This is a genomic window from Streptomyces mirabilis (assembly GCF_018310535.1).
Classification (GTDB): Bacteria; Actinomycetota; Actinomycetes; order Streptomycetales; family Streptomycetaceae; genus Streptomyces.
In genome coordinates this window covers 4,265,121-4,288,889 of record NZ_CP074102.1, presented here as the reverse complement: position 1 = coordinate 4,288,889, position 23,769 = coordinate 4,265,121, and the positions used below count along the sequence as shown (strand labels likewise).

Genomic DNA, 23,769 nt, shown 5'->3' with positions numbered 1-23,769 from the left:
TTGGCCTCCTACGCCGCGACGAGATACGAGAAGACGGACTCGAGGGACTCGTCGGACGGCGAGACCGTGAGCAGCCGGATGCCGTGCTCGCGCGCGACGCGCGGCAGCAGCGCCGTGAATCTGCCGAAGTCGACCGCCTGGATGCGCAAAGCGCCCTCGGCCAGGTCCACTTCGATGCCTGACGTCGACGGGTCGGCGATCAGCGCGGCGGCCAGCGCCCGGTCGTCGCTGGAGCGCACCAGGTAGCGGTGCGGTCGGTCGGTCATCAGGCGGCGGATGCGGCGGAAGTCGCCGCTGGCCGCGTGCCGTCCGGCGACGATCACCTCGATGTGGGCGGCGAGCTGTTCGACCTCTTCGAGGATGTGGGACGAGAACAGCACCGTGCGGCCCTCGTCGCCCATGCGGCGCAGCAGGTCCATGAGCTGCATGCGCTGGCGCGGGTCCATGCCGTTGAAGGGCTCGTCGAGCAGCAACAGGGACGGGTCGTGGACGAGGGCGGAGGCCATCTTCACGCGCTGCCGCATGCCCTTGGAGTAGGTCGAGATCTTGCGGTCCTGCGCGTATTCCATCTCGACCGTGGCGAGCGCCCGCTGGGCGGCCTTCGCTCCGAGGCCGTGCAATTCGGCGTTGGCGACGACGAATTCCTGGCCCGTGAGGAAGTCGTACATCGCCTCGCGCTCCGGGACGATGCCGATGTGCTTGTAGATCTGTTCGTTGCGCCAGACCGGCCTGCCGTCGAGGGTGACGGTGCCGGTGGAGGGGGCGAGGAAGCCGCCCATCATGTTGATGAGGGTGGACTTCCCGGCGCCGTTCGGGCCGAGCAGGCCGGTGACGCCGGGGCCGATCGTCATCGTGATGTCGTTGACCGCCACCACGTTTCCGAACCAGCGCGAGACGTGGTCGATGTTGAGCGTGGTCACAGCCCGACCTTTCGGTAGCGGCGCATCAGGAGGCCGTAGGAGCCCGCGATGAGCCCCAGGACGACGACGAGGTAGACGACTCCCTGCCCGGACGAGGGGCCCTCCCCTCCGGGGAAGGCGGAGGTGGCGCCGAGGAAGGCCGTCTGCACCCCGTCGATGAGCGTGATGGGAGAGAAGAGGCCGATCCAGGGCACGGCCGAGGAGCTGGACTGCTCGAAGGCGATGGCCTGGACGGTCGACACGGCTCCGTAGGAGATGGTCAGCGCCGCGATGACGGCCGCGATGCCGAAGCCGCGGCGCGGGGTGATCGACGAGATGACCAGGCCGATCCCGGCGAAGAGCAGCGACAGCAGTGCCACGGAGACCAGCCCTTGTCCGAAGCCCTTCGTCTGGTCGGCGAAGTCGAGCTTCGCCAGAAGCGCCCCTACGTAGAGCACGATCAGCGGCGCGGTCGTCAGGATGAACAGCGCCGAGGCCAGCGCCGCGTACTTGGCGCGTACGTAGTCGGCGGTCTCGATGGGGCGTGAGAAGTACAGCGGCACGGTCTTGAAGCGCAGGTCGCGCGAGACGGACTGCGGTCCCTGGGAGGCGACGTACAGACCGATGACGGCCTGCATGATGACCGCGTAGCGCGTGTAGTCGACCGGTAGAGCCTTCGCCTTGGTGGCGACCGCGACGGCCACCATGATGAGTGCGGGGACGCACATCACCACGAAGAGCAGCATCGGCAGCACCTTGGACTTGACCGAGCGGCCCAGGCCGTAGGAGCCGCGCAGGGACTGCGAGTACAGCGAGCGACGGGCGTAGGCGCGGCCCAGGCGCGGGCCGTCGTAGTGGCGGTAGCCGATGTCGTGGATCCGGGTCTGCTCACCACGCGGGGTGAGGGACTGCTCAACTGCCATGGCCCACTGCCTCCTTCCGTACGCCCTGCACGTCCGTCCCGTCCGTCTGTTCCTCGCGGAAGACCTCCGCGATGTGGTGCCGGCGCTGTTCCATCCGGATCAGGCCGAGGCCGAGGTCGGCGACGACGTCGCGGACGAGGTCGTAGGTCTCCTCGCCCTCGGCGGTCAGCAGCAGGATGTGGCCGGCGCCCGGCAGCCCGCTGCCGTCGTGGGTCTCGACCCCGCGCGCGTGGAGCGCCTCGCGGACCGCGTTGGTACCGTCCGGGTGCTCATCGGTGTCGGTGACCTCGATGGCGAGGGTCGTGGTGGTCTGGGTGAAGTCCGTGGTGGAGCTGGACCGCAGCAGCTTGCCGCCGTCGACGACCACGACGTGGTCGCAGGTGCGCTCCAGCTCGCCCAGCAGGTGCGAGGTGACCAGGACCGAGATCCCGAAGTCGGTGTGGATACGGCGGATCAGGCCGAGCATCTCGTCGCGGCCGACCGGGTCGAGGCCGTTGGTCGGCTCGTCGAGGAAGACCAGCTGGGGGTCGTGGACGAGGGCCTGCGCGAGCTTGACGCGCTGCTTCATGCCCGTCGAGTAGCCACCGATGGGGCGGTAGCGCTCCTCGTACAGTCCGACGTGGCGCAGGGTGTCCGCGGTGCGCTCGCGGGCCGCGGCCGGCGGGAGCCCGGACATACGCGCCATGTGGACGACGAACTCGGTGGCCGAGACGTCGGGGGGCAGGCAGTCGTGCTCGGGCATGTACCCGACCCGCTCGCGGATGGCGCCACCTTGGGTGGCGACATCGAGTCCGAGCACTTGGGCGCGGCCCTCGGTGGCGGGGGAGAGACCCAGCAGGATCTTGATCAGTGTGGACTTGCCGGCTCCGTTGGCTCCGACGAGTCCGGTCACACCGGGTCCGACGTCCACGGAGAGCCGGTCAAGAGCGGTCACCCGGGGGTACCGCTTGCTCAGGCTTTCGGTCGCGATCACAGTCACGTTGTCGAAGGTAGTGGTGCACGCCACAGCGGTCGTCAACCCACGGAGCTGTATCCGCGTCCGACTCCAGTCGTACGGGCCCGTAGGGGTCCCCCTGAAGTCGAACAACCGGCGGGGGTTTGTCCACATCGGACCGGTTGTCCACAGTGGCCACGCAGGCCTATTGACGCAGCCTCTAACAACTGTCACATTCGCCAGTGTCAAGTTACGGACACGTACCGTGCGGCGCTGGGCGAAGGAGAAGTGACTCTCGTGACTCTCGAAGGCGCGCGCGAGCGCCGGGTGCGGACGGGTGGGATCGAACTGTGCGTCGCCGAGCTGGGCGATCCGGCGGGGCCCACGGTGATCCTCGTGCACGGCTATCCGGACTCGAAGGAGGTGTGGTCCGAGGTCGCGACCCGCCTGGCCGAGCGTTTCCACGTGGTGCTGTACGACGTCCGTGGCCACGGCGGCTCGACCGCCCCGCGGCCACTGCGGGGCGGGTTCACACTGGTGAAGCTGACGGACGACTTCCTGGCCGTCGTCGACGCGGTGAGCCCCGACCGCCCGGTACACCTGGTGGGGCACGACTGGGGTTCGGTGCAGTCCTGGGAGTTCGTCACGGTCGCGCGCACCCAGGGCCGGATCGCCTCCTTCACCTCCATGTCCGGGCCGTCCCTCGACCACTTCGGCCACTGGATCAAGCGGCGCGTGCGGCGGCCCACCCCGCGCAGGGTCGGCCAGCTCCTCGGCCAGGGCGCCAGGTCCTGGTACGTGTACCTGCTGCACACGCCCGTGCTGCCGGAGCTCGCCTGGCGCGGCCCCCTCGGCAGGCAGTGGCCGAAGATCCTGCGGCGGGTCGAGAAGGTGCCCGCGGGCGACTATCCGACCTCCTCGTTGCCGACGGACGCGGCACACGGCGCGTGGCTGTACCGCGACAATGTGCGGGCCCGGCTGAGCAGGCCACGCCCGGACGCCTACGCGCACGCGCCCGTGCAGCTCGTCACGCCCCTGGGGGACGGGTTCCTCTCCGAGCGGCTCTACGACGACCTGGAGGAGTGGGCCCCGCAGCTGGTGCGTCGCACCCTCCCGGACAAGCACTGGATCCCGCGTACACGGCCCGACCAACTGGCGTCCTGGATCACGGACTTCGTGCATGTCAACGAGGACGGTGTGCCGGTGCGGGACACCATCGCCACGGGCAGGTACGCCGACCGGTTCGGCGGGCAGCTCGTGCTGGTCACCGGCGCGGGCAGCGGCATCGGGCGGGCCACCGCCTTGGCGTTCGCCGAGGCCGGCGCGCGTGTGGTGGCCGTCGACCGGGACGCGGAGGGCGCGGCCCGCACGGCGGAGATGTCCCGGCTGATCGGATCCCCCGAAGCGTGGGCCGAGACGGCCGACGTCTCCGACGAGCAGGCCATGGAGAAGCTCGCCGAAAGGGTCGCGGGCGAGTACGGCGTGGTGGACGTGCTGGTGAACAACGCCGGGATCGGACTGTCCGGGTCCTTCTTCGACACGACGCCGGAGGACTGGAAGAAGGTCCTCGACGTCAACCTGTGGGGCGTGATCCACGGCTGCCGGCTCTTCGGCAGGCAGATGGCCGAGCGTGGGCAGGGCGGCCACATCGTCAACACAGCGTCGGCGGCGGCGTACCTGCCCTCGAAGGCGCTGCCCGCCTACAGCACCTCGAAGGCGGCCGTGCTGATGCTCAGCGAGTGCCTGCGCGCGGAACTGGCCGGGCAGGGCATCGGCGTCTCGGCGATCTGCCCGGGTTTCGTCAACACGAACATCACCTCGACCGCGCACTTCGCCGGGGTGGACGCGAGTGAGGAGAAACGCCGCCAGAAGAAGTCGGCGCGGTTGTACGGACTGCGCAACTACCCGCCGGAGAAGGTGGCCGACGCGATCCTGCGCGCGGTCGTCCGCAACCAGGCGGTCGTGCCCGTCACCCCCGAGGCGCGCGGCGCCCGCCTGATGTCCCGGCTGGCACCGAGGGCGCTGCGCGCGATCGCGCGGATGGAGCCACCACTGTGAGGTTCGTGACGGGCCGCAACAGGGCTGTACACAAAGGCCTGTTGCCCACCGGGGAGGAGCTCGGCACGGCCATGTCCCGTTGTCCGCGGCGGTCGTACCATCCCTCGCAGGAGGGCTCGCCGCGCGGGGCCGTCGCGTAGTACCCAGGAGGTCGGGAGGCAGGCAGCGTGAACGACGAGCCGGTCCGGGTCGCGTACCGCATCGAGGATCTGGCGCACCACAGCGGCGCCACGGTCCGGACGATCCGCGCCTACCAGGACCGCGGGCTGCTCCCCCGCCCCGAGCGGCGCGGTCGCGCCAACGTGTACGCGGACGCGCATCTGGCCCGGCTGCGGCAGATCGCCGACCTCCTGGACCGCGGCTACACCCTGGCCTCCATCAAGGAACTCCTGGAGGCCTGGGACGCGGGCCGGGGGCTGGGCGGGATCCTCGGGCTGGTCGCGGAGGTCGACGGACCGTGGACCGACGAGGAGGCCGTGCGCATGTCGCGGGCCGAGCTGGACGAGCGGTTCGGTGGCAGTCCGGACGAGGCGGCGGTGGCGGAGGCGGTGGAGCTCGGAGTGCTGGAGCGCGTCCCCGGAGACGGCGAGGTGTATCTGGTCCCGAGTCCCCAAGAGCTCGCCGTGGCGGTGGAGTTGTACGCAGCCGGCGTACCGCTGTCCGCGATCTCTGGCCATCTAAGGGAGTTGAGGGGCAAGGTCGAGCACATCGCCGCGCGTTTCCTGGAGTTCACGACCGAGCACGTCTTCACGCGCTATCTCGGTGAGCATCCGCCGAGCGACGCGGAAGCGGCCGAGGCGGCCTCCCTCGTACGCCGTCTGCGACCGCTCGCGCAGCAGACGGTGGACGCGGAACTGGCGCGCGCCATGCGGCTGTTCGCGACCCGGCACCTGCGCGAGCGTCTTGGGGCGGGGCGGTCCGAGGAGCCTACGGACGAGACGCGTTCCGTTCAGCTCCCCGTCGCCACAATGCGGGCCATGGAGAACCTGGTTGGTGGCGAGCAGGTGGCGGCCTTCGTCACGGCTGCCGTCGAACGGGAGGTCCAGGCCAGGACCTTGGACCATCTCACCTCAAATTACAACAATCACAGCATTGTTGATGAAATCCCTTGAATCGTCTGCGCGTTGTCCACAGATTCGTCAATTCACCTGTGGATAACCGGACTTGCTTGTGGATCAAACCTCCGAACCAAAATCAAATGCGTGATCCGCCTCTCGCCAGGCACGCTGGCAGGATGAACGAACCGATGGATGAAAGACGCACCGTGAAGGTGTCGAAGTACCTCTCGAAGCATCTGCGGCATCAGCCCGAGCGGATCGGGCTCACGCTCGGCGAGGGAGGCTGGGTCGAGATCGACACGCTGATCGCGGCAGCGGCGGCGCACGGCTTCCGGATCACCCGCGAGGAGCTGGACCATGTGGTGGCCACGAACGACAAGCGGCGCTTCGCCGTGGAGGGCACCCGCATCCGTGCCAGCCAGGGCCACTCGGTCGAGGTCGACCTCGGACTGCCCCCGGCGACTCCGCCGGAGTACCTCTACCACGGGACCGTGGCCCGCAATCTGGACGCGATCCGGGCCGAGGGGCTGCGGCCCATGAACCGGCACGACGTGCATCTCTCGCCCGACCGCGAGACCGCGACCCGCGTCGGCGCCCGCCGCGGCCGGCCCGTCGTGCTCGGCGTGGACGCCGCCGCCATGCACCGCGACGGCCATGTCCTCCGGGTCAGCGCGAACGGGGTGTGGCTCACCGAGGCCGTGCCGCCGAAGTACCTGCGCTTCCCCGGCCCGCACTGATCGTCCGCCGACCGGCCGGTCAAGGGGCCCCGGTGGAGCGATCACGCGGTGGCCACGACCACCCCGCGGCTCCGCTTACGCTCGATGCATGAGTCTGCGTCTGAGCACTGTGATCCTGCCGTACCTCCGCTGGCACGAGGGCGGGCGTGCCGCCTGGCAGCGTGCGGAGCAGCTCGGCTTCCACACCGCGTTCACTTACGACCACCTGTCGTGGCGGACCTTCCGGGACGGCCCCTGGTTCGGTGCCGTGCCCACGCTCACCGCCGCGGCCGCCGCCACCGACCGACTCCGCCTGGGCACGCTCGTGACCTCGCCGAACTTCCGGCACCCGGTGACCCTCGCCAAGGAACTGATCTCCCTCGACGACATCTCGAACGGCCGGATCACCCTGGGCATCGGCGCGGGCGGCAACGGATTCGACGCCACGACGCTTCTGAAGAACGGCCAGGAGCCCTGGACCCCGCGCGAGCGCGCCGACCGCTTCGGCGAGTTCGTACCGCTGCTCGACCGCCTCCTCACCGAGGACACGGTCTCCCACGACGGCGACTTCTACTCGGCACACGAGGCGCGCAACATCCCGGGCTGTGTCCAGCGGCCCCGACTGCCCTTCGCGGTGGCCGCCACCGGCCCGCGCGGCATGAGGCTCGCCGCCCGCCACGGTCAGGCCTGGGTGACGACCGGCGACCCCAAGCTGTACGAAACGGGCACCCCTGAACAGTCGGTTCAGGCCATTCGCGGACAGGTGGAGAAGCTCGCCGCCGCCTGCGCCACGGTCGGCCGTGACGTGTCCGAACTCGACAAGGTCCTGCTCACCGGCTTCACTCCGGACCGTGGCCGTCCGCTGGAGTCCCTCGACGCGTTCGTCGACTTCGCGGGCCGGCACGCGGAGCTGGGCTTCACCGACATCGTGATCCACTGGCCCATCCCCGACTCGGACTTCGCCGCGGACGAGAAGGTCTTCGAGCGCATCGCCATGGAGGCCCCGGCACAGCTGGCCTGACGGCCGGCGCCACGGCGGGTGGCGACAGCGCGGGTGGCGACAGCGGGGTGTAACGGTACTGGTGAGGGCGGTAACCACTCACATGTGCGGGCTCCCGCACGGCCGTGCGGGCATATGCGCGAGAATGGCCCGGTGACCTCAGCGACCCGACAGCCAGAGACCCCGGCAGCCGCCCTTCCGCCGCGCCTGATCGCCACGGACCTCGACGGCACCCTCCTGCGCGACGACAAGTCCGTATCCGAGCGCACGGTCGCCGCCCTCGCCGCCGCCGAGGAGGCCGGCATCGAGGTCTTCTTCGTGACCGGCCGCCCGGCCCGCTGGATGGACGTCGTCAGCGACCACGTCCACGGCCACGGCCTGGCGATCTGCGGCAACGGCGCTGCCGTGGTCGACCTGCACGGCGGCCCCGGCGCCCACCGGTTCGTCAAGGTCCGGGAGCTGGCGCGGGAGAACGCGCTCGACGCCGTACGACTGCTGCGGGATGCCGCGCCGGGCACCGTGTTCGCCATCGAGCAGACGTACGGCTTCTACCAGGAGCCCGCGTACCCCAAGCTGCACATGGAGATCCCCGACACTCTCGCGCCCGCCGAGCAGCTGCTTGCCCCGGACGCCCCCGGCGGCGGCGAACCGGTGCTCAAGATCCTCGCCTTCCACCACGAGCTCGACCCCGACGCCTTCCTCACCGTGGCCCGTCGTGCCGTCGGCGACCGCGCCACCATCACCCGCTCCAGCCCCAGCGCCCTGCTGGAGATCAGCGGCCCCGGCGTCTCCAAGGCCAGCACGCTCGAACTGTGCTGCGCCGAGCGCGGTATCACCCCCGAGGAGGTCGTCGCCTTCGGAGACATGCCGAACGACGTCGAGATGCTGACCTGGGCGGGCACGTCGTACGCGATGGGCAACGCGCACCCCGCCGTGATCGCCGCGGCCTCCGGTCGCACGGTCGCCAACAACGAGGACGGGGTGGCGGTCGTCATCGAGAAGATCCTCGCCGAGCGGCTGTAGGAGCGGCTGGGCAGGACCGGCGGTCCCACAGGGGGCCCAGAGCTCCAAACCGGTCCCGCGCCCGGCGTTCCGAACCGGTTCCTTGCCCAGCGTTCCGAACCGGTTCCTTGCCCGGCGTTCCGAACCGGTTCCTTGCCCGGCGTTCCGAACCGGTTCCTTGCCCAGCGTTCCGAACCGGTTCGTTGCCCGGCGTTCCGAACCGGTCCCGCGCCCGGCGTTCTAAACCGGTTCCGCATGCGGAGCGTGCGGCGCCTGCCACACCACCGTCGTACCGCCGCAGTCGGCTCCGGGCCCCGGTCCGTACCAGCTGTCGCCGCCGAGCGACTCGGCGCGCCGCCCGAGGTTCCGCAGGCCGCTGCGCCGGCCGCCCTCGGGGATACCGACGCCGTTGTCCGTGACGGTCAGCCGGACACCCTGCCGGCCGCCCGGCAGGATGACGGTCGCGTCGACGACGACGTCGATGCGGGAGGCCCCGGCATGCCGGAAGGCGTTGGAGAGGGCCTCGCGCAGGGCCGCGATGAGGTTCTTGCCCGTGAGTTCACCGACCGCCGTGTCGACGGGCCCGACAAGTCGGTGCGTGGGCCTGAAGCCGAGCGGCACGGCGGCCATGTTGATCTCCCGCAGCACCCGCGTGCGCAGCCCGGACGGCACTTCGGCAGGTCCCTGTTGGAGCGCGAAGACGGCGGTGCGGATCTCCTGGATGGTGACGTCGAGTTCGTCGACCGCCTTTTCGATGCCCTCCCGCACCTCGGGCACGACCGAGTTCCGCTGAGCGCTCTCCAACATCATCCCGGTGGCGAACAGCCGCTGGACGACGAGGTCGTGCAGGTCACGGGCGATCCGGTCACGGTCCTCGTAGACCGCGAGCCGCTCCCGGTCGCGCTGTGCCTCGGCCATCATCAGCGCGAGCGCGGCCTGCGAGGCGAAGTGCGTGGCGAGGGTGCGCTCGGTCTCGGTGAAAGGACGCCCGCCCCGTTCCCGGGGAGTGACGAGGGCTCCCAGGAGACGGCCGCCGCACTGCAGGGGAAGCATCATCGTCGGCCCGTACTCGCGGGCGAAGTCGGTGACCATGCGTGGGTCGGTGGCCGCGTCGTCGAGGAACACGGCCTCTCCGTCGAGGAGTTCGGCGACCAATTCGCTCTCCGGCGGGACGACGGCTCCCAGCACCTTGGACGGGCGGTCCTTGGCGACCGCGCTGATCTCCAGACCGCCCTCCGCGGCGGGCAGCAGCACGACCCCGGCCACCGATCCGGAGAGCGTGCGGGCCTGTTCCGCGACGACCTGGAGGGCGTCCTCGGCGTCGTCGGCCGACAGGAGTGCCCGGGTCACGGCCACCGAGCCGTCGATCCACCGTTCGCGCTGCTGGGCGGCCTCGTACAGCCGGGCGTTGCCGATCGCGATACCTGCCTCCGCGGCCAGCACGCGGACCACGTTGAGGTCGTCGTCGGTGAACGGGCCGCCGCCGCGTTTCTCGGCCAGGTAGAGATTCCCGAAGATCTCCCCCTGTACCCGGATCGGAACCCCCAGGAAACTGCGCATCGCCGGATGGTGCTCGGGGAATCCGCACGCGCGCACGTCCTCGTCCAGCCGCGCGAGCCGTACCGGCGCCGGGTCGTGGATGAGCGCCCCGAGCAGCCCCTTGTGTCCGTCGGGCAGCTGCCCGATCCGCCGGGCGGTCTCCTCGCCGACGCCGTGGAAGACGAAGTCCGCGAGTCCCTCACCGTTTTCTGCCACGACCCCGATGGCGGCGTAGCGCGCGTCCGCCAGCTCGGCCGCCTTCTCGCAGATCCGGTCCAGCGTCGAGTGCAGCTCCAGCCCCGACCCGATCGACCGCACCGCCTCCAGCAGCCGCGGCACGTCCGGGCCGCCGTCCGGACGGGGGGAGGCGGGCACCACTGACATGCCTCGAGAGTAATGAGTACCCTTTGGGCCGGAAAGTCGGGATGTTACCCGGGGCGCTAGCGCGCCGCCGCGCCGGCCAGCAGATCCCCCGCCGCCTCCCGCTCCAGCATCTCCCGCAACGGCCCCTCCACCACCGACAGCTCCGCGTACGCACCCCGCTGCGCCACCTGTCCCGCCGCCAGCACGATCACCTCGTCCACCGCCGCGAGACCGGCCAGCCGATGCGTGATCAGCAGCGTCGTACGGCCCACGGTCGCCGCCAGCAGATCCGCGGTGAGCGTGTCCGCCGTCGGCAGGTCGAGGTGTTCCGCGGGCTCGTCGAGAACGAGCACGGGGAAGTCGGCCAGCAGCGCGCGAGCGAGCGCCAGCCGCTGGCGCTGACCACCGGAGAGCCGCGCACCGTACTCGCCGATCAGCGTGTCGAGCCCGTCGGGCAGTCCGTCCGTCCACTCCAGGAGCCGGGCCCGCGCGAGCGCGTCGCGCAGCTCGGCCTCGGTGGCGTTCTTCCGGGCCAGCAGGAGGTTCTCGCGCACAGTGCTGTCGAAGAGGTGCGCGTCCTGGGCGCAGAGCCCGACCAGTCGGCGTACGTCGTCCCCGTCCATCCCGTACGCGTCCGTGCCGCCCAGCGTGTACGTCCCCGCCTCCGCGTCCAGGAACCGCAGCAGCACCTGTGCGAGCGTGGTCTTGCCGGAGCCGGAGGGGCCGACGACGGCAACCCTGCGGCCCTGTTCGAGGGTCAGCTCGAGGCCGGCGAGCGCGTCCCGGTCCCGTCCGGCATGGCGCGCCCGGAGTCCCTGTACGCGCAGTGGGAACGGCGACGCGGGCGCCGGCTGCGGGAGCTCCGGTTCGCGTACGGGATCGGGGGCGTCCAGCACCTCGTACACACGCTCCGCGCTCCTGCGCACCCGCTGTCGGTACTGGACGGCGAGCGGAAGCCCCAGGACGGCCTCGAACGCGGCCAGCGGGGTGAGGACGACCACGGCCATCGCCACGCCGCTCAGTCGCCCGTCGGCGACGGCCTGGGCGCCCACGAGGGCGGTCGCCACGACGGTCAGTCCGGTCGCCAGCGCAGTGAGCCCGTCGCCGAGCGCGGTCGCGGTGGCGGCCCGGGAGGCGATGCGGGTCAGCACGGTGTCGGCCCGTCGCGCCTCGGCCGTACGGGTGGGCAGCGCGCCCGCGACCGTCAGCTCGGCCGTGCCGGTGAGAAGGTCGGTCACCCGGGTCGCCAGGGCGCCGCGGGCGGGGGACAGCCGGTGCTCCGCGCGGCGCGCCACGGTGCCGGTCAGGATCGGGACACCGACCCCGGCCGCCAGCAACCCGGCGGCGAGGGCGGCTCCGGCCTCGGGAAGCAGCCAGGCGGTGAAGCCGACGGAGGCGGCGGACACGAGGAGCGCCGCCCCGGCGGGCAGCAGCCACCTCAGCCAGTAGTCCTGCAGGGCGTCCACGTCGGCCACGAGACGCGACAGCAGATCGCCCCGGCGGGCCGTCCGCAGTCCGGCGGGGGCCAGGCGCTCAAGGCGCCGATAGACGGCGACCCGGGTGTCGGCCAGCATCCGCAGCACCGCGTCGTGCGATACGAGTCGCTCCGCGTACCGGAAGACGGCCCGGCCGATCCCGAACGCCCGCGTGGCGGTCACGGCCAGCATCAGATACATCACCGGCGGCTGCTGCGACGCCCGCGAGATCAGCCACCCGGAGGTGGCCATCAGCCCGACGGCGCTTCCGAGGGCGAGACTCCCGAGGAGAAGGGCGAGAGCGAAACGACCGCTCCAGGGGCCGGCCATCGCGCGGACCCGGGCGAGCATGCCTCCGCGCCGCGTAGGGGCCGCGTGGGCCTCTTCCGTAGCGGCCGCGGGCACGCCGCCCTCAGGCTCGACCGGCCGGAGCTCCTTCGTGCCCTCGTCGTGGACGGAACCGGTCGCGACGACCGACGCCGCGGCCTCGAGCCGCACCACCCGGTCGGCCACCTCCAGCAGCGCGGGCCGGTGCACCACCAGCAGCACCGTCCGGCCGACGGCGAGCCTGCGCACCGCAGCCACGACCTCCGCCTCCGTCGCCCCGTCCAGCGAGGCCGTCGGCTCGTCGAGGAGCAGCACGGGCCGGTCCGCGAGAAACGCCCGGGCCAGCGCGAGACGTTGGCGCTGCCCGGCGGAGAGTCCGCTGCCGTCCTCGCCGAGAACCGTCCCGACGCCTTCGGGCAGGGCGTCCACGAACTCAAGCGCCCCCGCTTCGGCCAGCGCCCGGCGCACCGCCGCGTCGTCGGCATCGGGCCGGGCGAGCCGTACGTTGTCGGCGATCGAGCCGGCGTAGAGATGCGGCCGCTGAGGCACCCACGCCACCCGGGACCGCCATTCCTCCACATCGGCCTCGGCGAGATCGACTCCCCCGATCCGTACCCGCCCCGCGCCGGGCTCCACGAACCCCAGCAGCACGTTCAGCAGCGTCGACTTGCCCACACCGCTCGGTCCGACGAGGGCCACCGTCTCCCCGGGCCCGACCACGAAGGAGACTTCGGAAGCCGCGTCCCCGGAGCGCCCCGGATACCGGACCGTCACTCCCTCGAAGCTGATCTCCCCCTCCGGCGCGACGAGAGAGCCGGTGGCCGGCACCGGGGTCTCCAGCACCGAGAAAATCTCCTCCGCCGCCGCGAGCCCCTCGGCGGCGGCGTGGTACTGCGCCCCCACCTGTCGCAGCGGCAGATATGCCTCGGGAGCGAGGACGAGGATGACGAGCCCGACGTACAGATCCATGTCGCCGTGGACGAGCCGCATCCCGATGGTCACCGCGACCAGGGCGACCGAGATCGTGGCGAGCAGCTCCAGTGCGAAGGACGACAGGAAGGCGATCCGCAGCGTCCGCATGGTCGCCTGGCGATACTCGCCGGTGATCCGCCGGATCGACTCGGCCTGCGCCTTGGCCCGCCCGAAGATCTTGAGCGTGGGCAGACCGGCGACCACATCCAGGAAGTGCCCCGAGAGCCGGGACAGCAGTCGCCACTGACGGTCCATCTGGGACCGGGTCGCCCAGCCGATCAGCGCCATGAAGACAGGGATGAGCGGCAGGGTGACGACAATGATCGCCGCCGACACCCAGTCCTCGGTGACGATCCGCGCGAGCACGGCCACGGGCACCACGATCGCGAGTCCCAACTGGGGGAGGTAGCGCGAGAAGTAGTCGTCGAGCGCGTCCACTCCCCGCGTGGCGAGGGCGACCAGTGACCCGGTCCGCTGCCCGCTCAGCCACCCGGGGCCGAGCGCGGCGGCCCGCTCCAGCAACCGTCCACGCAACTCCGACTTGACCGCCGCGCTCGCCCGGTGTGCGGCGAGTTCGGTGAGCCAGGAGACAACCGCCCGCCCGATGGCAACCGCGACCAGCAGGACCAGGGGCGTCCGGAGTTCGGAAGCCGAGTGACCGTGCTGGAAAGCACCGACGACCACTTCGGCGATGAGCATCGCTTGGGCAATGACCAGCGCCGCCCCGGCCGCACCCAGCCCCACGACCGCCATGAGGAAGAAGCGAGTGGCACGGGCGTACCGCAGCAGGCGCGGATCGATTGGTTTCACGTGAAACACACCCTTGGCTCATCCGGCATGTTTCACGTGAAACATGCCCTTGGGTAGGACTTGATCGATGAGGTCGCATTCAGCCCATAAGGCCGGACTCAGTGCGCAACATCCGCGGCGATGTGATGCGTACCGATCCTCTTGCGGAACACCCAGTACGTCCAAGACTGGTAGAGCAGGACCATCGGTGTGGCGATTCCCGCGCACCAGGTCATGATCCTCAGGGTGTACGGAGACGACGAGGCGTTGGCGACCGTCAGGCTCCAGTCCGCATTGAGCGAGGACGGCATGACGTTCGGGAAGAGCGTCAGGAAGAGCATCGCGACGGCCGCCACGATGGTGAGCCCCGACAGCGCGAACGCCCAGCCCTCGCGCCCCGTCTGGGCCACCGCGATCGCGGCGACGAGGGCGACCACGGCCACGATCAACGCGACCAGGGACTTCGCGTCACCATTGTCGGCCTGAGTCCAGATCAGGAAGACGAGTGCCACCACGGCGGCCACCAGCCCGACCCCGAGCGAGAGCTTGCGCGCCCGCTCCCGGATGTCCCCGACGGTCTTGAGCCCCACGAACACGGTCCCGTGGAAGGTGAACAGCGTCAGCGTGACCAGACCGCCCAGGAGCGCGTACGGGTTGAGCAGGTCACCGAAGTTGCCCACGTACTCGAAGTTCTTGTCGATCTTCACTCCGTGCACGATGTTGCCGAAGGCCACCCCCCACATGAACGCGGGGACGAGCGAGGTCCAGAAGATCGCCGTCTCCCAGTTGCGCTGCCAGTTCTCCTCGGGCCTCTTCACCCGGTACTCGAAGGCGACTCCGCGCACGATCAGGCAGACCAGGATGAGCAGCAGCGGCAGATAGAAGCCGGAGAAGAGCGTGGCGTACCACTCCGGGAAGGCGGCGAAGGTCGCGCCGCCCGCCGAGAGCAGCCACACCTCGTTGCCGTCCCAGACGGGTCCGATGGTGTTGATGAGGACCCGCTTCTCGGTGCGGTCGCGGGCCAGCAGCTTGGTGAGGACGCCGACCCCGAAGTCGAAGCCCTCCAGGAAGAAGTAGCCGGTCCACAGGACCGCGATGATGACGAACCAGACGTCGTGGAGTTCCATGACTCAGCAGCTCCCTGGGCCTAGTAGGAGAAGGCCATCGGCTTGTCGGCGTCATGGGGGTCGCCGCCGATCTTGGTGGGCGGGTTGAGGTCGGCCTCGGTGAGCTCCGGCGGACCCTGCTTCACGTACTTGAGCATCAGCTTCACCTCGATGACGGCGAGGATCGCGTAGATGAGGGTGAACACGATCAGCGAGGTCAGCACCTCCCCCTGGGAGACCCCGGGCGAGACCGCGTCCCTGGTCCTCAACAGGCCGTACACCACCCAGGGCTGACGCCCCGTCTCGGTGAAGATCCAGCCCCAGGAGATGCCGATGAGCGGGAAGATCAACGTCCACTGGGACAGCCGCCACCACCAGATGCCGAGCTTCGGCGTCAGCTCCATGTTCTTGGTGAGCATGAGCTTCGGGACGTCCTCGTCCCCGGTGCGGTGTTCCGGCGCCAGCCAGAACTTCCGCCTGGTCAGCCAGAGGCCGGCGGTGCACAGGGCCATCGAGACCCCGCCGAAGCCGATCATCCAGCGGTACGCCCAGTAGGCGGTGGGGATGTTGGGCCGGTAGTCACCGGGCCCGAACTTCTCCTGTTCGGACTTGTTGATGTCGTTGATGCCAGGAATCTTGGCGTTGAAGTCGTTCTTGGCGAGGAAGGAGAGTATCCCGGGGATCTCGATGGCGACGGTGTTGTGGCCCTTGGCGACATCGCCGTACGCGAAGAGCGAGAAGGGCGCGGGTTGCTGCGAGTCCCACAGGGCTTCGGCGGCCGACATCTTCATCGGCTGCTGCTCGTACATCACCTTGCCCAGGGTGTCGGCGCTGACGACGGTGAGGAGCGTGCCGACCAGAGCGGTGACCAGGCCGAGCCGCAGCGACATCCGCATGGTGCGGACGTGCCGCTTCTTGCGCAGGTGGAAGACGGCGATGCCGGTCATGAAGGCGCCGCCGACCAGGATGGACGCGCTGATCACATGCCAGAAGTTGACGAGCGCCGTCTCCTGGAAGAGCACCTTGGGGAAGTCGGTCAGCTCGGCACGCATCGTGCCGTCCGCCTTCTTCACCAGCCGGTAGCCGACCGGATGCTGCATGAAGGAGTTGGCCGCCATGATGAAGTACGCCGACAGGATCGTGCCGATGGAGACCACCCAGATACAGGCGAGGTGCACCTTCTTCGGCAGCTTGTCCCAGCCGAAGATCCACAGCCCGATGAAGGTGGACTCGAAGAAGAAGGCGATCAGGGCCTCGAAGGCCAGCGGGGCACCGAACACGTCACCGACGAAGCGCGAGTAGTCGGACCAGTTCATGCCGAACTGGAACTCCTGCACGATGCCGGTCACGACACCCATGGCGATGTTGATCAGGAACAGCTTTCCCCAGAACTTGGTCGCCCTGAGGTAGTGCTCCTTGCCCGTCCGCACCCAGGCGGTCTCCAGAATCGCCGTGAGAGCGGCGAGCGAGATCGTCAGAGGGACGAAGAGGAAGTGGTAGACGGTGGTGATGCCGAACTGCCACCGAGCCAGAGTCTCCGGTGCCAAAGCCAGTTCCACGTCGTCAGTCTCCTTACGCCGCCGTGGTTACAGCGGCAGTTTGCCCCTTTTGTTACATGCATCACGGGACAATCGGGACACGCTTGTGAACGCGTTCACATTCACAAGCAATTATGACGCACCGGCTTTCGACCTTCGAAGGGGGGTCCCCCTTTACGTCAACCCTTCGGAAGGTCTCGAACACACCAAGGCGTCCTCCGGACCGACGACGGCCCCGGTGCTCCGGCGCCCTGAGACACCGGAGCACCGGGGCCGTGAGACACCGGAGCACCGGGGACCGTGAGGCAGTGAAGCCCCCGGAGTGTGACGTCAGATCTCCTTGTGGAACCCGTCGGCCGCCTTCAGAAAGATGTCGTTCGCCTCGGTCTCGCCGATCGTCACGCGCACCCCTTCCCCGGCGAAGGGCCGCACGACGACCCCGGCCTGCTCGCAGTGGGCGGCGAAGTCGAGCGTGCGCTCCCCCAGCCTGAGCCACACGAAGTTGGCCTGCGTCTCGGGCACCGTCCAGCCCTGACCGCGCAACGCCTCGACCACGCGGTTGCGCTCGCACACCAGAGCGCCGACCCGGCCGAGCAGCTCGTCCTCGGCACGCAACGAGGCGACCGCCGCGTCCTGCGCGAGCTGGCTCACCCCGAAGGGCACCGCCGTCTTGCGCAGCGCCGCGGCCACCGGCTCGTGCGCGATCGCGAAACCGACCCTCAGGCCCGCGAGCCCGTACGCCTTGGAGAACGTGCGCAGCACACAGACGTTGGGCCGGTCACGGTAGATCGAAACGCCGTCCGGCACCTCGACATCCCGGATGAACTCGCGGTACGCCTCGTCCAGGACCACCAGGACATCTGCGGGGACCCGGTCGAGGAACCGCTCCAGCTCGGCCCGGCGCACCACGGTGCCGGTCGGGTTGTTCGGGTTGCAGACGAAAATCAGCCGCGTCCTGTCGGTGATCGCGTCGGCCATGGCGTCCAGGTCGTGCACCTCGTCCGAGGTCAGCGGCACCCGTACCGAGGTCGCCCCGCTGATCTGCGTGATGATCGGGTACGCCTCGAAGGACCGCCAGGCGTAGATGACCTCGTCGCCGGGTCCGCTGGTCGCCTGCAGCAGCTGCTGGGCCACCCCGACCGAGCCGGTGCCGGTCGCCAGGTGCGAGAGGGGGACCCCGAAGCGGTCCGACAGCTCGCTCATCAGACCCGTGCACGCCATGTCCGGGTAGCGGTTGAACGTACCGCTCGCGGCGATCACGCTCTCCATCACTCCGGGCAGCGGCGGATAGGGGTTCTCGTTGGAGGACAGCTTGTACGCCACCGCGCCGGCCGCGGCAGGCTTGCCCGGCTTGTAGGTGGGGATACCCTCCAGCTCGGCACGCAGCTTGGGGCTCGTCTCGCTCACCGCAGTCCTCCTCGTGACCACCGCTGGCTCATGACCACCATCGGCTACCAATGCTTCTCACCTTATGAGGATTCGGCGCCGCTGCGAATGGGCCGGGGACAACCACGCGACGCCCCTGGCGCAGGTCGACGACCCGTCGCGTACGCCCTGGTGATCATCGTCATACTCCCCGGCGACCGTCGCCGCGCGGACTCTGTGGTCATCCTCGTACGAAGGCGTACGAATGGGGGGCGCGTTGCCTTCAGAGCTGTGCGCTGGTGGCTCACGCCGTAGCGCGCATCACCCGTGCAGGTGAGTTGAGACCTCTTCGAAACATGACCCACTTGGCAGGCCCATGCGCGCCGAGGCGTCACGTGGTGCCATTGGATCGTTTAACTGACTTGGTTTCAAAGGCAGTAGAGCATTTTTGATCATGCAGAAACGTGCCTGTCAACGCGTGCATATGCGTCCGCACTACCCCACCGCATGAGCCCTACTATCGGCTCGCCATGACAGCAGCAGGGAAGCACCAGGTGAGCCGGGCGGAGACTACCCGCCGAGGCGGTCGACCGGGCCGGGCGGGAATCAGAGACGTCGCCGCGGCCGCAGGCGTCTCCATCACAACCGTCTCCGACGCCCTCAACGGCAAGGGCCGGCTCCCGGACGCCACCCGACGCCACGTCCGTGAAGTCGCCGACCGGCTGGGCTATCGCCCGTCGGCCGCCGCCCGCACCCTCCGTACCGGCAAGTCCGGCCTCATCGGCCTGACCGTGACCACCTACGGGGATGAACCTTTCACCTTCACCGAATTCGCCTACTTCGCCGAGATGGCCAGAGCCGCCACCTCCGCCGCACTCGCCCGCGGCTACGCCCTGGTCATCCTCCCCGCCACCTCACGCCACGACGTCTGGTCCAACGTCGCCCTCGACGGAACCGTCGTCATCGACCCCTCCGACCAGGACCCCGTGGTCAGCGAACTCGTCCGGCAGGGCTTACCCGTCGTCTCCGACGGCCGCCCCGCCGGCACCCTGCCCGTCACTGCCTGGGTCGACAACGACCACGAAGCCGCCGTCCTGGGCATCCTCGACCACCTCGCCGACGCCGGTGCCCGCCGCATCGGCCTCCTCACCGGCACCTCCACCGACACCTATACCCACCTCTCCACCACCGCGTATCTGCACTGGTGCGAGCGGGTCGGACAGGATCCGGTGTACGAGGCCTACCCGGCCCACGACCCGTGTGCGGGCGCAGTCGCCGCGGACCGGCTGCTCGCCCGGCCCGACCGCCCGGACGCGGTCTACGGCCTCTTCGACCCCAACGGCACCGATCTGCTGGCCGCGGCCCGGCGCTACGGACTGCGCGTCCCGGACGACCTGCTGCTGGTCTGCTGCAGCGAGTCCACCGTCTATGCCAGCACCGAGCCGCCCATCACCACCCTCTCGCTCAAACCCCGCCGCATCGGGACCGCCGTCGTCCAGCTCCTCATCGACGCCATCGAGGGAGCAGAAACCGACAAACCCGTCGAACAGGTCATACCGACGGAGTTGATCGTGCGGACCTCCTCCGAGCGGCGTCCACCCCGTACGACGGTCAGCCCGCCCCGGTCACCCGAGAAGGGGTAGTCCGGGTCGGCCGGGGAGGAGTGGCCCGGCGTACGCTGAGGTTGACGTCCGGCATGTCTGTGGCGGGGCATCCACCAGGGAAAGCCCCGCCCAATTCGGGCGAAAACCGTGGTGAACAGGGCTCCTGCTCCGATTCACCACCCCTGGGTCATCACATGGCGCGATCCGCATTCCTATGATGGGCCCACGACACCGCGGGCCGCTGCGACCAGGCAGTCCGATCCGGTGCAGATGCGGCGCGATGGTGGTGGAGGGGTCGATGACTCAGGGGGCCGGTCAGGGACCCGAGGCGGTGCGTACGGAGACGTTGCGCGACTTCCGGGTGCCGGCGTACATCCACGAGACCGGTCCGTACCCGCCGAGCGCAGCTCCCGGCGAGGCGGCCGGAGTCGGCGAGGAGCCCGAGGGCTACACGCCCACCCGGCGCGACCTGCCCGTCATCAACCGGGGCGACACGGTGCAGGTCGTCATGGACCCCGCCGCCGTGGCGGCCCCCCAGCCCGCCGACGGGCCGGGTCCGCTGTACGTCGTCGGCGACGTACACGGCTACCTCGACCAGCTGGTCGCCGCGCTCCAGGAGCAGGGCCTCCTCGACGCCGCGGGCAACTGGTCCGCCGGGACCTCGCGCCTGTGGTTCCTCGGCGACTTCACCGACCGGGGCCCCGACGGCATCGGCGTGATCGACCTCGTGATGCGACTGTCCGCCGAGGCGGCCGCGGCCGGTGGCTACTGCAAGGCGCTCATGGGCAACCACGAGCTGCTGCTGCTCGGCGCCAAGCGGTTCGGCGACACCCCCGTCAACTCCGGCGCGGGCACCGCCACCTTCCAGGCCGCCTGGCTGCTCAACGGCGGCCAGAAGACCGACATGGACCGCCTCCAGGACCACCACCTGCAGTGGATGGCCCGCCTGGACGCCATGGAGCAGGTCGACGGGCACCTCCTCGTGCACTCCGACACCACCGCCTACCTCGACTACGGCGACTCGATCGAGGCCGTCAACGACACCATCCGCGAAACCCTCACGCGCAACGACGCGGACGAATGCTGGGACCTCTTCCGGAAGTTCACCAGACGCTTCGCCTTCCGCGACGACGGGGGCGCCGAGGCGGCGCTGTCCCTGCTGGACACCTACGGCGGCACCCGCGTCGTCCATGGCCACAGCCCCATCCCGTACCTCCTGGGCGAGGTCGGCTCGGAGGAGGGCGAGGACGCCGCGGGCCCCGTGGTCGAGGGACCACATCTTTACGCCGACGGACTGGCCATCGCGATGGACGGCGGAGTGACCATGGCCGGAAAACTGCTGGTCCAGCAACTGCCCCTGGATAGCTGAGGGTTCTTCGGGCAGGCGTCCCCCACGGAGGACAGCGCTGGCCAGGGGGCAATTTCTGGAAACCCCCTGTCACGGCGTGCCGTCACCGCTCTACCATCGGCTTATCCGTAGCAGGCTCCCCTCCGTTTCTGCCCGACGGCTCGTCAGCGTGCGAGCCACCAGCCCTACGGAGCATCGGGGGATGCACATGAACAGCGTTCCGCAGCACCTGCTGAGCGAGGACCGCCAGGAATACGAGCGGATCCTCGATGAGGCGCTGCGCTCCGCCCCACACCGCCCGGAACTCGCCGCTGTCGGCCAGCGGCTCAACGCCGAACAACTGCGCACCATGGCCCTCAACGCCACCGCACTCATCACGGCGGCCGCGGCGACCGAGTACGCGCACTACGTGAAGGTCCGCGAGGAACTGCGCCGCCCGGCGCCGTCCACCCCAATCGTGAACGAAGGAGCCGGCTCCGCGGAGCCCGGCGCGACCGCGATGGGGCTCGCCGCCACCATGGGCGAGGTCACCGAGACCGCCGGAGCCGGCGCCATTGCCGTCGTCGCGGTGCTCGCCCCCGTCCTCGCCGGAACAGCCGCGGCGATCTTCCTGCTCGTGGGGTTCATCCTGAAGCTCCTCACCCCCGAGCTGGCGTTCGCCCAGACCCTCCTGACCACCGGGTGGGTCTTCGGCGCGGTCACGGCGGGCGCGATCCTGGTCGCCGCGGTCGGGCTGCTGCTGACCGCTCTGCGCAACAGCTCGTCCTCGCTCCAGGCCGGAGCGCCCGGCGAGCTCGACACGGAGGTGGCCCGGGCCAGGGAAACCTGGCGCGAGGCCCTGCTGGAGCGCGGCATCATGCCGTTCCTCCGGGAGGCCCTCGCCGATCCGGGCACGGCGGCACTGACCCGTCCGTCACCGACGCCGACCACCGGCCGCATGCCGCACCTCGGCTACAACCGGCCGGGGTTCAGCAGCCCCGATGGCGGCCCCGCGGCGGGTCCGCGCCCGAGCTTCACCAGCCCGGACTTCACCAGCCCGGACTTCGGGGGGCCCGAGCACCAGCCGGAGTGACACCCGGCGGGCCGACACCGGGGTGACGGGAACGAGGGCCTGCGCCGATACGGCGCGGGCCCTTTTACCGCTGCCCGCCCCTTCACCTGCGCCCGCCCCGTTCGCCCCTCTCGTCCCTCTCGTCCCTCTCGTACAGTCCCGCGCGCCCCGTCAGATGATGCCGAGCCCCCGGGCCGCCGTCATCCAGGCCGGGAACTGGGAAAGCAGCCGGTCGTACAGCTCCGGGTCCGGTAGGCCGCTGATGTCGTCCACCGCGAAGAACCCCACGTTGTCGACGCGCCGACCGGGCAGCGTGTCGAACCGCTCCAGCACGCCGTAGTTCGACCGCCCCAGGCCCACGAACTGCCAGAAGATCGGCTCCTCCACCGCGCCCCTCAGCTCCTGCTCGATCTCCTTGTTCCGATAGACACCTCCGTCGGAGAAGAACAACACCAGCGTGGGATCGACAGCCGGGTGCTCTCGTACATACGCACGTACCTCGGCGATCGCCTTCTGCTCCTCGTTCTGGATACCGACCGACCGCATATCCACCTGTCCCGGCAGCAGGCCCTTCCGCGGCTTCTTGCTCCGCCGGAACAGGCTCAGCTCACCGACCCGGACATGGAGCTCCAGCCACTCGGGCAGCTCGCCCAGAGTCAGGTCCGGCAGCCGGGCGGCATGGGAGGCGAACGTCCACGCCTGCATCACCCCGTCGTCGTCCAGCTGCGCCGCCACCGCGGCCATCCGCTCCACCACGTCGGCCACGACGCCCTTCGAGTACAGGAACGACATGGAACCGGAGGCGTCGAGGATCAACACGACGCGTGCCGTGACCCCCTCCGCACCGTGCTTCCGCAGGCTGACCGCCACCTGCTCCTTGCGCAACGAGAGCCGCTTGCGCATGTCCACGGGCAATCGTTCCTCGCCCTTGCTGAGACGCGGGGAGGAGGCCGGGGACACCGGGGGCGCCGGCGGACCACCCGCAGCGGTGGAGGCAGCCGTCCGCGAGCCCGTCGGCGGGAGCGCGGGCGACACCGCCGCGGTGCCCCCGGGCGAGACCGCCGACTCCGGCCCGGACGCACCGGCCCCGTCGGACTCCACGCTGATACCGAAGTCGGTGGCGAGACCGGCCAGCCCGGACGCATACCCCTGTCCGACCGCCCGGAACTTCCACTGACCGCCCCGCAGATACAGCTCACCCCCGATGAATGCCGTCTCCGTCGTGGCATCCATCTCGAAGCGCGCGAACTCCTGCCGGGTCCCGGCATCGAGCAGCCGCAGCGTCAGTCCGGACAGCTCGCCGAAGGTGCCGCCGTCGGCCGAGGCACCCAGGACGACCCGCTCGATCTCCGGTTCCAGGGCACGCAGGTCCACCTCGACGGTGTCCGTCGTGGCAGCGCCGTCCCGCTGCTTCCCGAGATGCCGTACGGCGCCCGAGGCGTGCTGCGGCTGGTTGTAGAAGACGAAGTCCCCGTCGTCCCGCACGCGTCCGCCCGCGCCGAGCAGAAGCGCCGAGGCATCCGCGTCCGGTGCACCGGCCCCTCCTCTCCAGCCGAGCACGGCCCGCACCGCCCCGGCGGCGACGGGAAGGTTGGCGCCCTTGCTCATGGATGTCGATGTCATGCGCCCAGTCTGCCGAGAGAACCCGGCTCGGGAACCGTTCGTTGCGCCTGATTACGCCGCGAACGGCTCCCGGCACGAC

The 23,769-nt window shown here is 70.0% G+C and carries 17 protein-coding genes and 1 pseudogene; 9 read left to right on the top strand and 9 right to left on the bottom strand.

Annotation, left to right across the window (positions count from 1 at the left end):
- Positions 1-8: 8 nt before the first annotated feature.
- Genes SMIR_RS18910 through SMIR_RS18900 form a run of 3 tightly spaced genes read right to left on the bottom strand, consistent with a single transcriptional unit; the run spans position 9 to position 2,795 of the window.
- A complete protein-coding gene (locus SMIR_RS18910; protein ID WP_168493479.1) occupies positions 9-920 on the bottom strand; it encodes an ABC transporter ATP-binding protein in 912 nt (303 codons plus the stop codon).
- Positions 917-1,822, bottom strand: coding sequence for an ABC transporter permease subunit (locus SMIR_RS18905; protein ID WP_168493481.1), 906 nt, complete (start codon positions 1,820-1,822; stop codon positions 917-919). Before SMIR_RS18905 ends, SMIR_RS18910 begins: the two co-directional genes overlap by 4 nt.
- On the bottom strand, positions 1,812-2,795 hold the full coding sequence (locus SMIR_RS18900; protein ID WP_168501161.1) for an ABC transporter ATP-binding protein: 984 nt from the start codon (positions 2,793-2,795) through the stop codon (positions 1,812-1,814). The genes SMIR_RS18905 and SMIR_RS18900 overlap by 11 nt, the downstream gene beginning before the upstream one ends.
- 258 nt (positions 2,796-3,053) lie before the next feature.
- Between SMIR_RS18900 and SMIR_RS18895 the strand changes: the two genes are divergently transcribed.
- The 6 genes and pseudogenes from SMIR_RS18895 to SMIR_RS18875 all read left to right on the top strand — a co-directional run bounded on the left by SMIR_RS18895 (position 3,054) and on the right by SMIR_RS18875 (position 8,611).
- The gene (locus SMIR_RS18895) at positions 3,054-4,814 is read left to right on the top strand and encodes an SDR family oxidoreductase (protein WP_211118753.1); all 1,761 of its coding nucleotides are present in this window, start codon (positions 3,054-3,056) and stop codon (positions 4,812-4,814) included.
- A 17-nt stretch (positions 4,815-4,831) separates the two neighbouring features.
- A pseudogene (locus SMIR_RS43565) lies at positions 4,832-4,954 on the top strand (metal-dependent hydrolase); the annotation flags it as partial.
- 27 nt (positions 4,955-4,981) lie between these two features.
- Complete coding sequence (locus SMIR_RS18890) at positions 4,982-5,926, top strand: MerR family transcriptional regulator (protein WP_168493485.1); 945 nt, start codon at positions 4,982-4,984, stop codon at positions 5,924-5,926.
- Positions 5,927-6,060: 134 nt separating this feature from the next.
- Positions 6,061-6,609 (top strand): RNA 2'-phosphotransferase, encoded by a 549-nt coding sequence (locus SMIR_RS18885; protein ID WP_168501162.1) that lies wholly within the window; start codon positions 6,061-6,063, stop codon positions 6,607-6,609.
- Between the two features lie 88 nt (positions 6,610-6,697).
- Positions 6,698-7,609: an LLM class flavin-dependent oxidoreductase gene (locus SMIR_RS18880; RefSeq protein WP_168493487.1), complete on the top strand. Its 912-nt coding sequence runs from the start codon at positions 6,698-6,700 to the stop codon at positions 7,607-7,609.
- Positions 7,610-7,723: 114 nt separating this feature from the next.
- A complete protein-coding gene (locus SMIR_RS18875) occupies positions 7,724-8,611 on the top strand; it encodes a Cof-type HAD-IIB family hydrolase (protein ID WP_211118754.1) in 888 nt (295 codons plus the stop codon).
- 219 nt (positions 8,612-8,830) lie between these two features.
- Here SMIR_RS18875 and SMIR_RS18870 read toward each other — a convergent pair whose 3' ends face one another.
- From SMIR_RS18870 to hisC, 5 genes are all read right to left on the bottom strand, one after another.
- Positions 8,831-10,513 carry a GAF domain-containing sensor histidine kinase gene (locus SMIR_RS18870; RefSeq protein ID WP_168493491.1) on the bottom strand — a complete coding sequence of 561 codons (1,683 nt, stop codon included), beginning with the start codon at positions 10,511-10,513 and terminating at the stop codon, positions 8,831-8,833.
- Between the two features lie 56 nt (positions 10,514-10,569).
- Positions 10,570-14,076, bottom strand: coding sequence for a thiol reductant ABC exporter subunit CydD (cydD, locus tag SMIR_RS18865; RefSeq protein WP_212727185.1), 3,507 nt, complete (start codon positions 14,074-14,076; stop codon positions 10,570-10,572).
- 98 nt (positions 14,077-14,174) lie between these two features.
- Positions 14,175-15,182, bottom strand: coding sequence for a cytochrome d ubiquinol oxidase subunit II (gene cydB / locus SMIR_RS18860; protein WP_168493493.1), 1,008 nt, complete (start codon positions 15,180-15,182; stop codon positions 14,175-14,177).
- Between the two features lie 20 nt (positions 15,183-15,202).
- Positions 15,203-16,720: a cytochrome ubiquinol oxidase subunit I gene (locus SMIR_RS18855; RefSeq protein ID WP_095853723.1), complete on the bottom strand. Its 1,518-nt coding sequence runs from the start codon at positions 16,718-16,720 to the stop codon at positions 15,203-15,205.
- A gap of 309 nt (positions 16,721-17,029) precedes the next feature.
- Positions 17,030-18,106, bottom strand: coding sequence for a histidinol-phosphate transaminase (gene hisC, locus SMIR_RS18850; RefSeq protein WP_168493495.1), 1,077 nt, complete (start codon positions 18,104-18,106; stop codon positions 17,030-17,032).
- Positions 18,107-18,594: 488 nt separating this feature from the next.
- On the opposite strand from hisC, the gene SMIR_RS18845 reads away from it, so the two are divergent.
- The 3 genes from SMIR_RS18845 (at position 18,595) to SMIR_RS18835 (ending at position 22,088) form a co-directional block, all read left to right on the top strand.
- The gene (locus SMIR_RS18845) at positions 18,595-19,707 is read left to right on the top strand and encodes a LacI family DNA-binding transcriptional regulator (protein WP_101399022.1); all 1,113 of its coding nucleotides are present in this window, start codon (positions 18,595-18,597) and stop codon (positions 19,705-19,707) included.
- A gap of 259 nt (positions 19,708-19,966) precedes the next feature.
- Complete coding sequence (locus tag SMIR_RS18840; protein ID WP_168493497.1) at positions 19,967-21,037, top strand: metallophosphoesterase; 1,071 nt, start codon at positions 19,967-19,969, stop codon at positions 21,035-21,037.
- Between the two features lie 181 nt (positions 21,038-21,218).
- Positions 21,219-22,088, top strand: coding sequence for a hypothetical protein (locus SMIR_RS18835; protein ID WP_168493499.1), 870 nt, complete (start codon positions 21,219-21,221; stop codon positions 22,086-22,088).
- Positions 22,089-22,238: 150 nt separating this feature from the next.
- On the opposite strand, the gene SMIR_RS18830 is transcribed toward SMIR_RS18835, so the two are convergent.
- Positions 22,239-23,690 carry a VWA domain-containing protein gene (locus tag SMIR_RS18830; protein ID WP_168493501.1) on the bottom strand — a complete coding sequence of 484 codons (1,452 nt, stop codon included), beginning with the start codon at positions 23,688-23,690 and terminating at the stop codon, positions 22,239-22,241.
- Between the last annotated feature and the right edge of the window lie 79 nt (positions 23,691-23,769).

Coding starts and splice junctions, on each gene's coding strand:
- SMIR_RS18905 (WP_168493481.1), bottom strand. CDS start 1,822: ATGGCAGTTGAGCAGTCCCTCACCCCGCGTGGTGAGCAGACCCGGATC.
- SMIR_RS18885 (WP_168501162.1), top strand. CDS start 6,061: ATGGATGAAAGACGCACCGTGAAGGTGTCGAAGTACCTCTCGAAGCAT.
- SMIR_RS18880 (WP_168493487.1), top strand. CDS start 6,698: ATGAGTCTGCGTCTGAGCACTGTGATCCTGCCGTACCTCCGCTGGCAC.
- SMIR_RS18875 (WP_211118754.1), top strand. CDS start 7,724: ATGCGCGAGAATGGCCCGGTGACCTCAGCGACCCGACAGCCAGAGACC.
- SMIR_RS18870 (WP_168493491.1), bottom strand. CDS start 10,513: ATGTCAGTGGTGCCCGCCTCCCCCCGTCCGGACGGCGGCCCGGACGTG.
- cydB (WP_168493493.1), bottom strand. CDS start 15,182: ATGGAACTCCACGACGTCTGGTTCGTCATCATCGCGGTCCTGTGGACC.
- SMIR_RS18845 (WP_101399022.1), top strand. CDS start 18,595: ATGACAGCAGCAGGGAAGCACCAGGTGAGCCGGGCGGAGACTACCCGC.
- SMIR_RS18840 (WP_168493497.1), top strand. CDS start 19,967: ATGACTCAGGGGGCCGGTCAGGGACCCGAGGCGGTGCGTACGGAGACG.
- SMIR_RS18835 (WP_168493499.1), top strand. CDS start 21,219: ATGCACATGAACAGCGTTCCGCAGCACCTGCTGAGCGAGGACCGCCAG.
- SMIR_RS18830 (WP_168493501.1), bottom strand. CDS start 23,690: ATGACATCGACATCCATGAGCAAGGGCGCCAACCTTCCCGTCGCCGCC.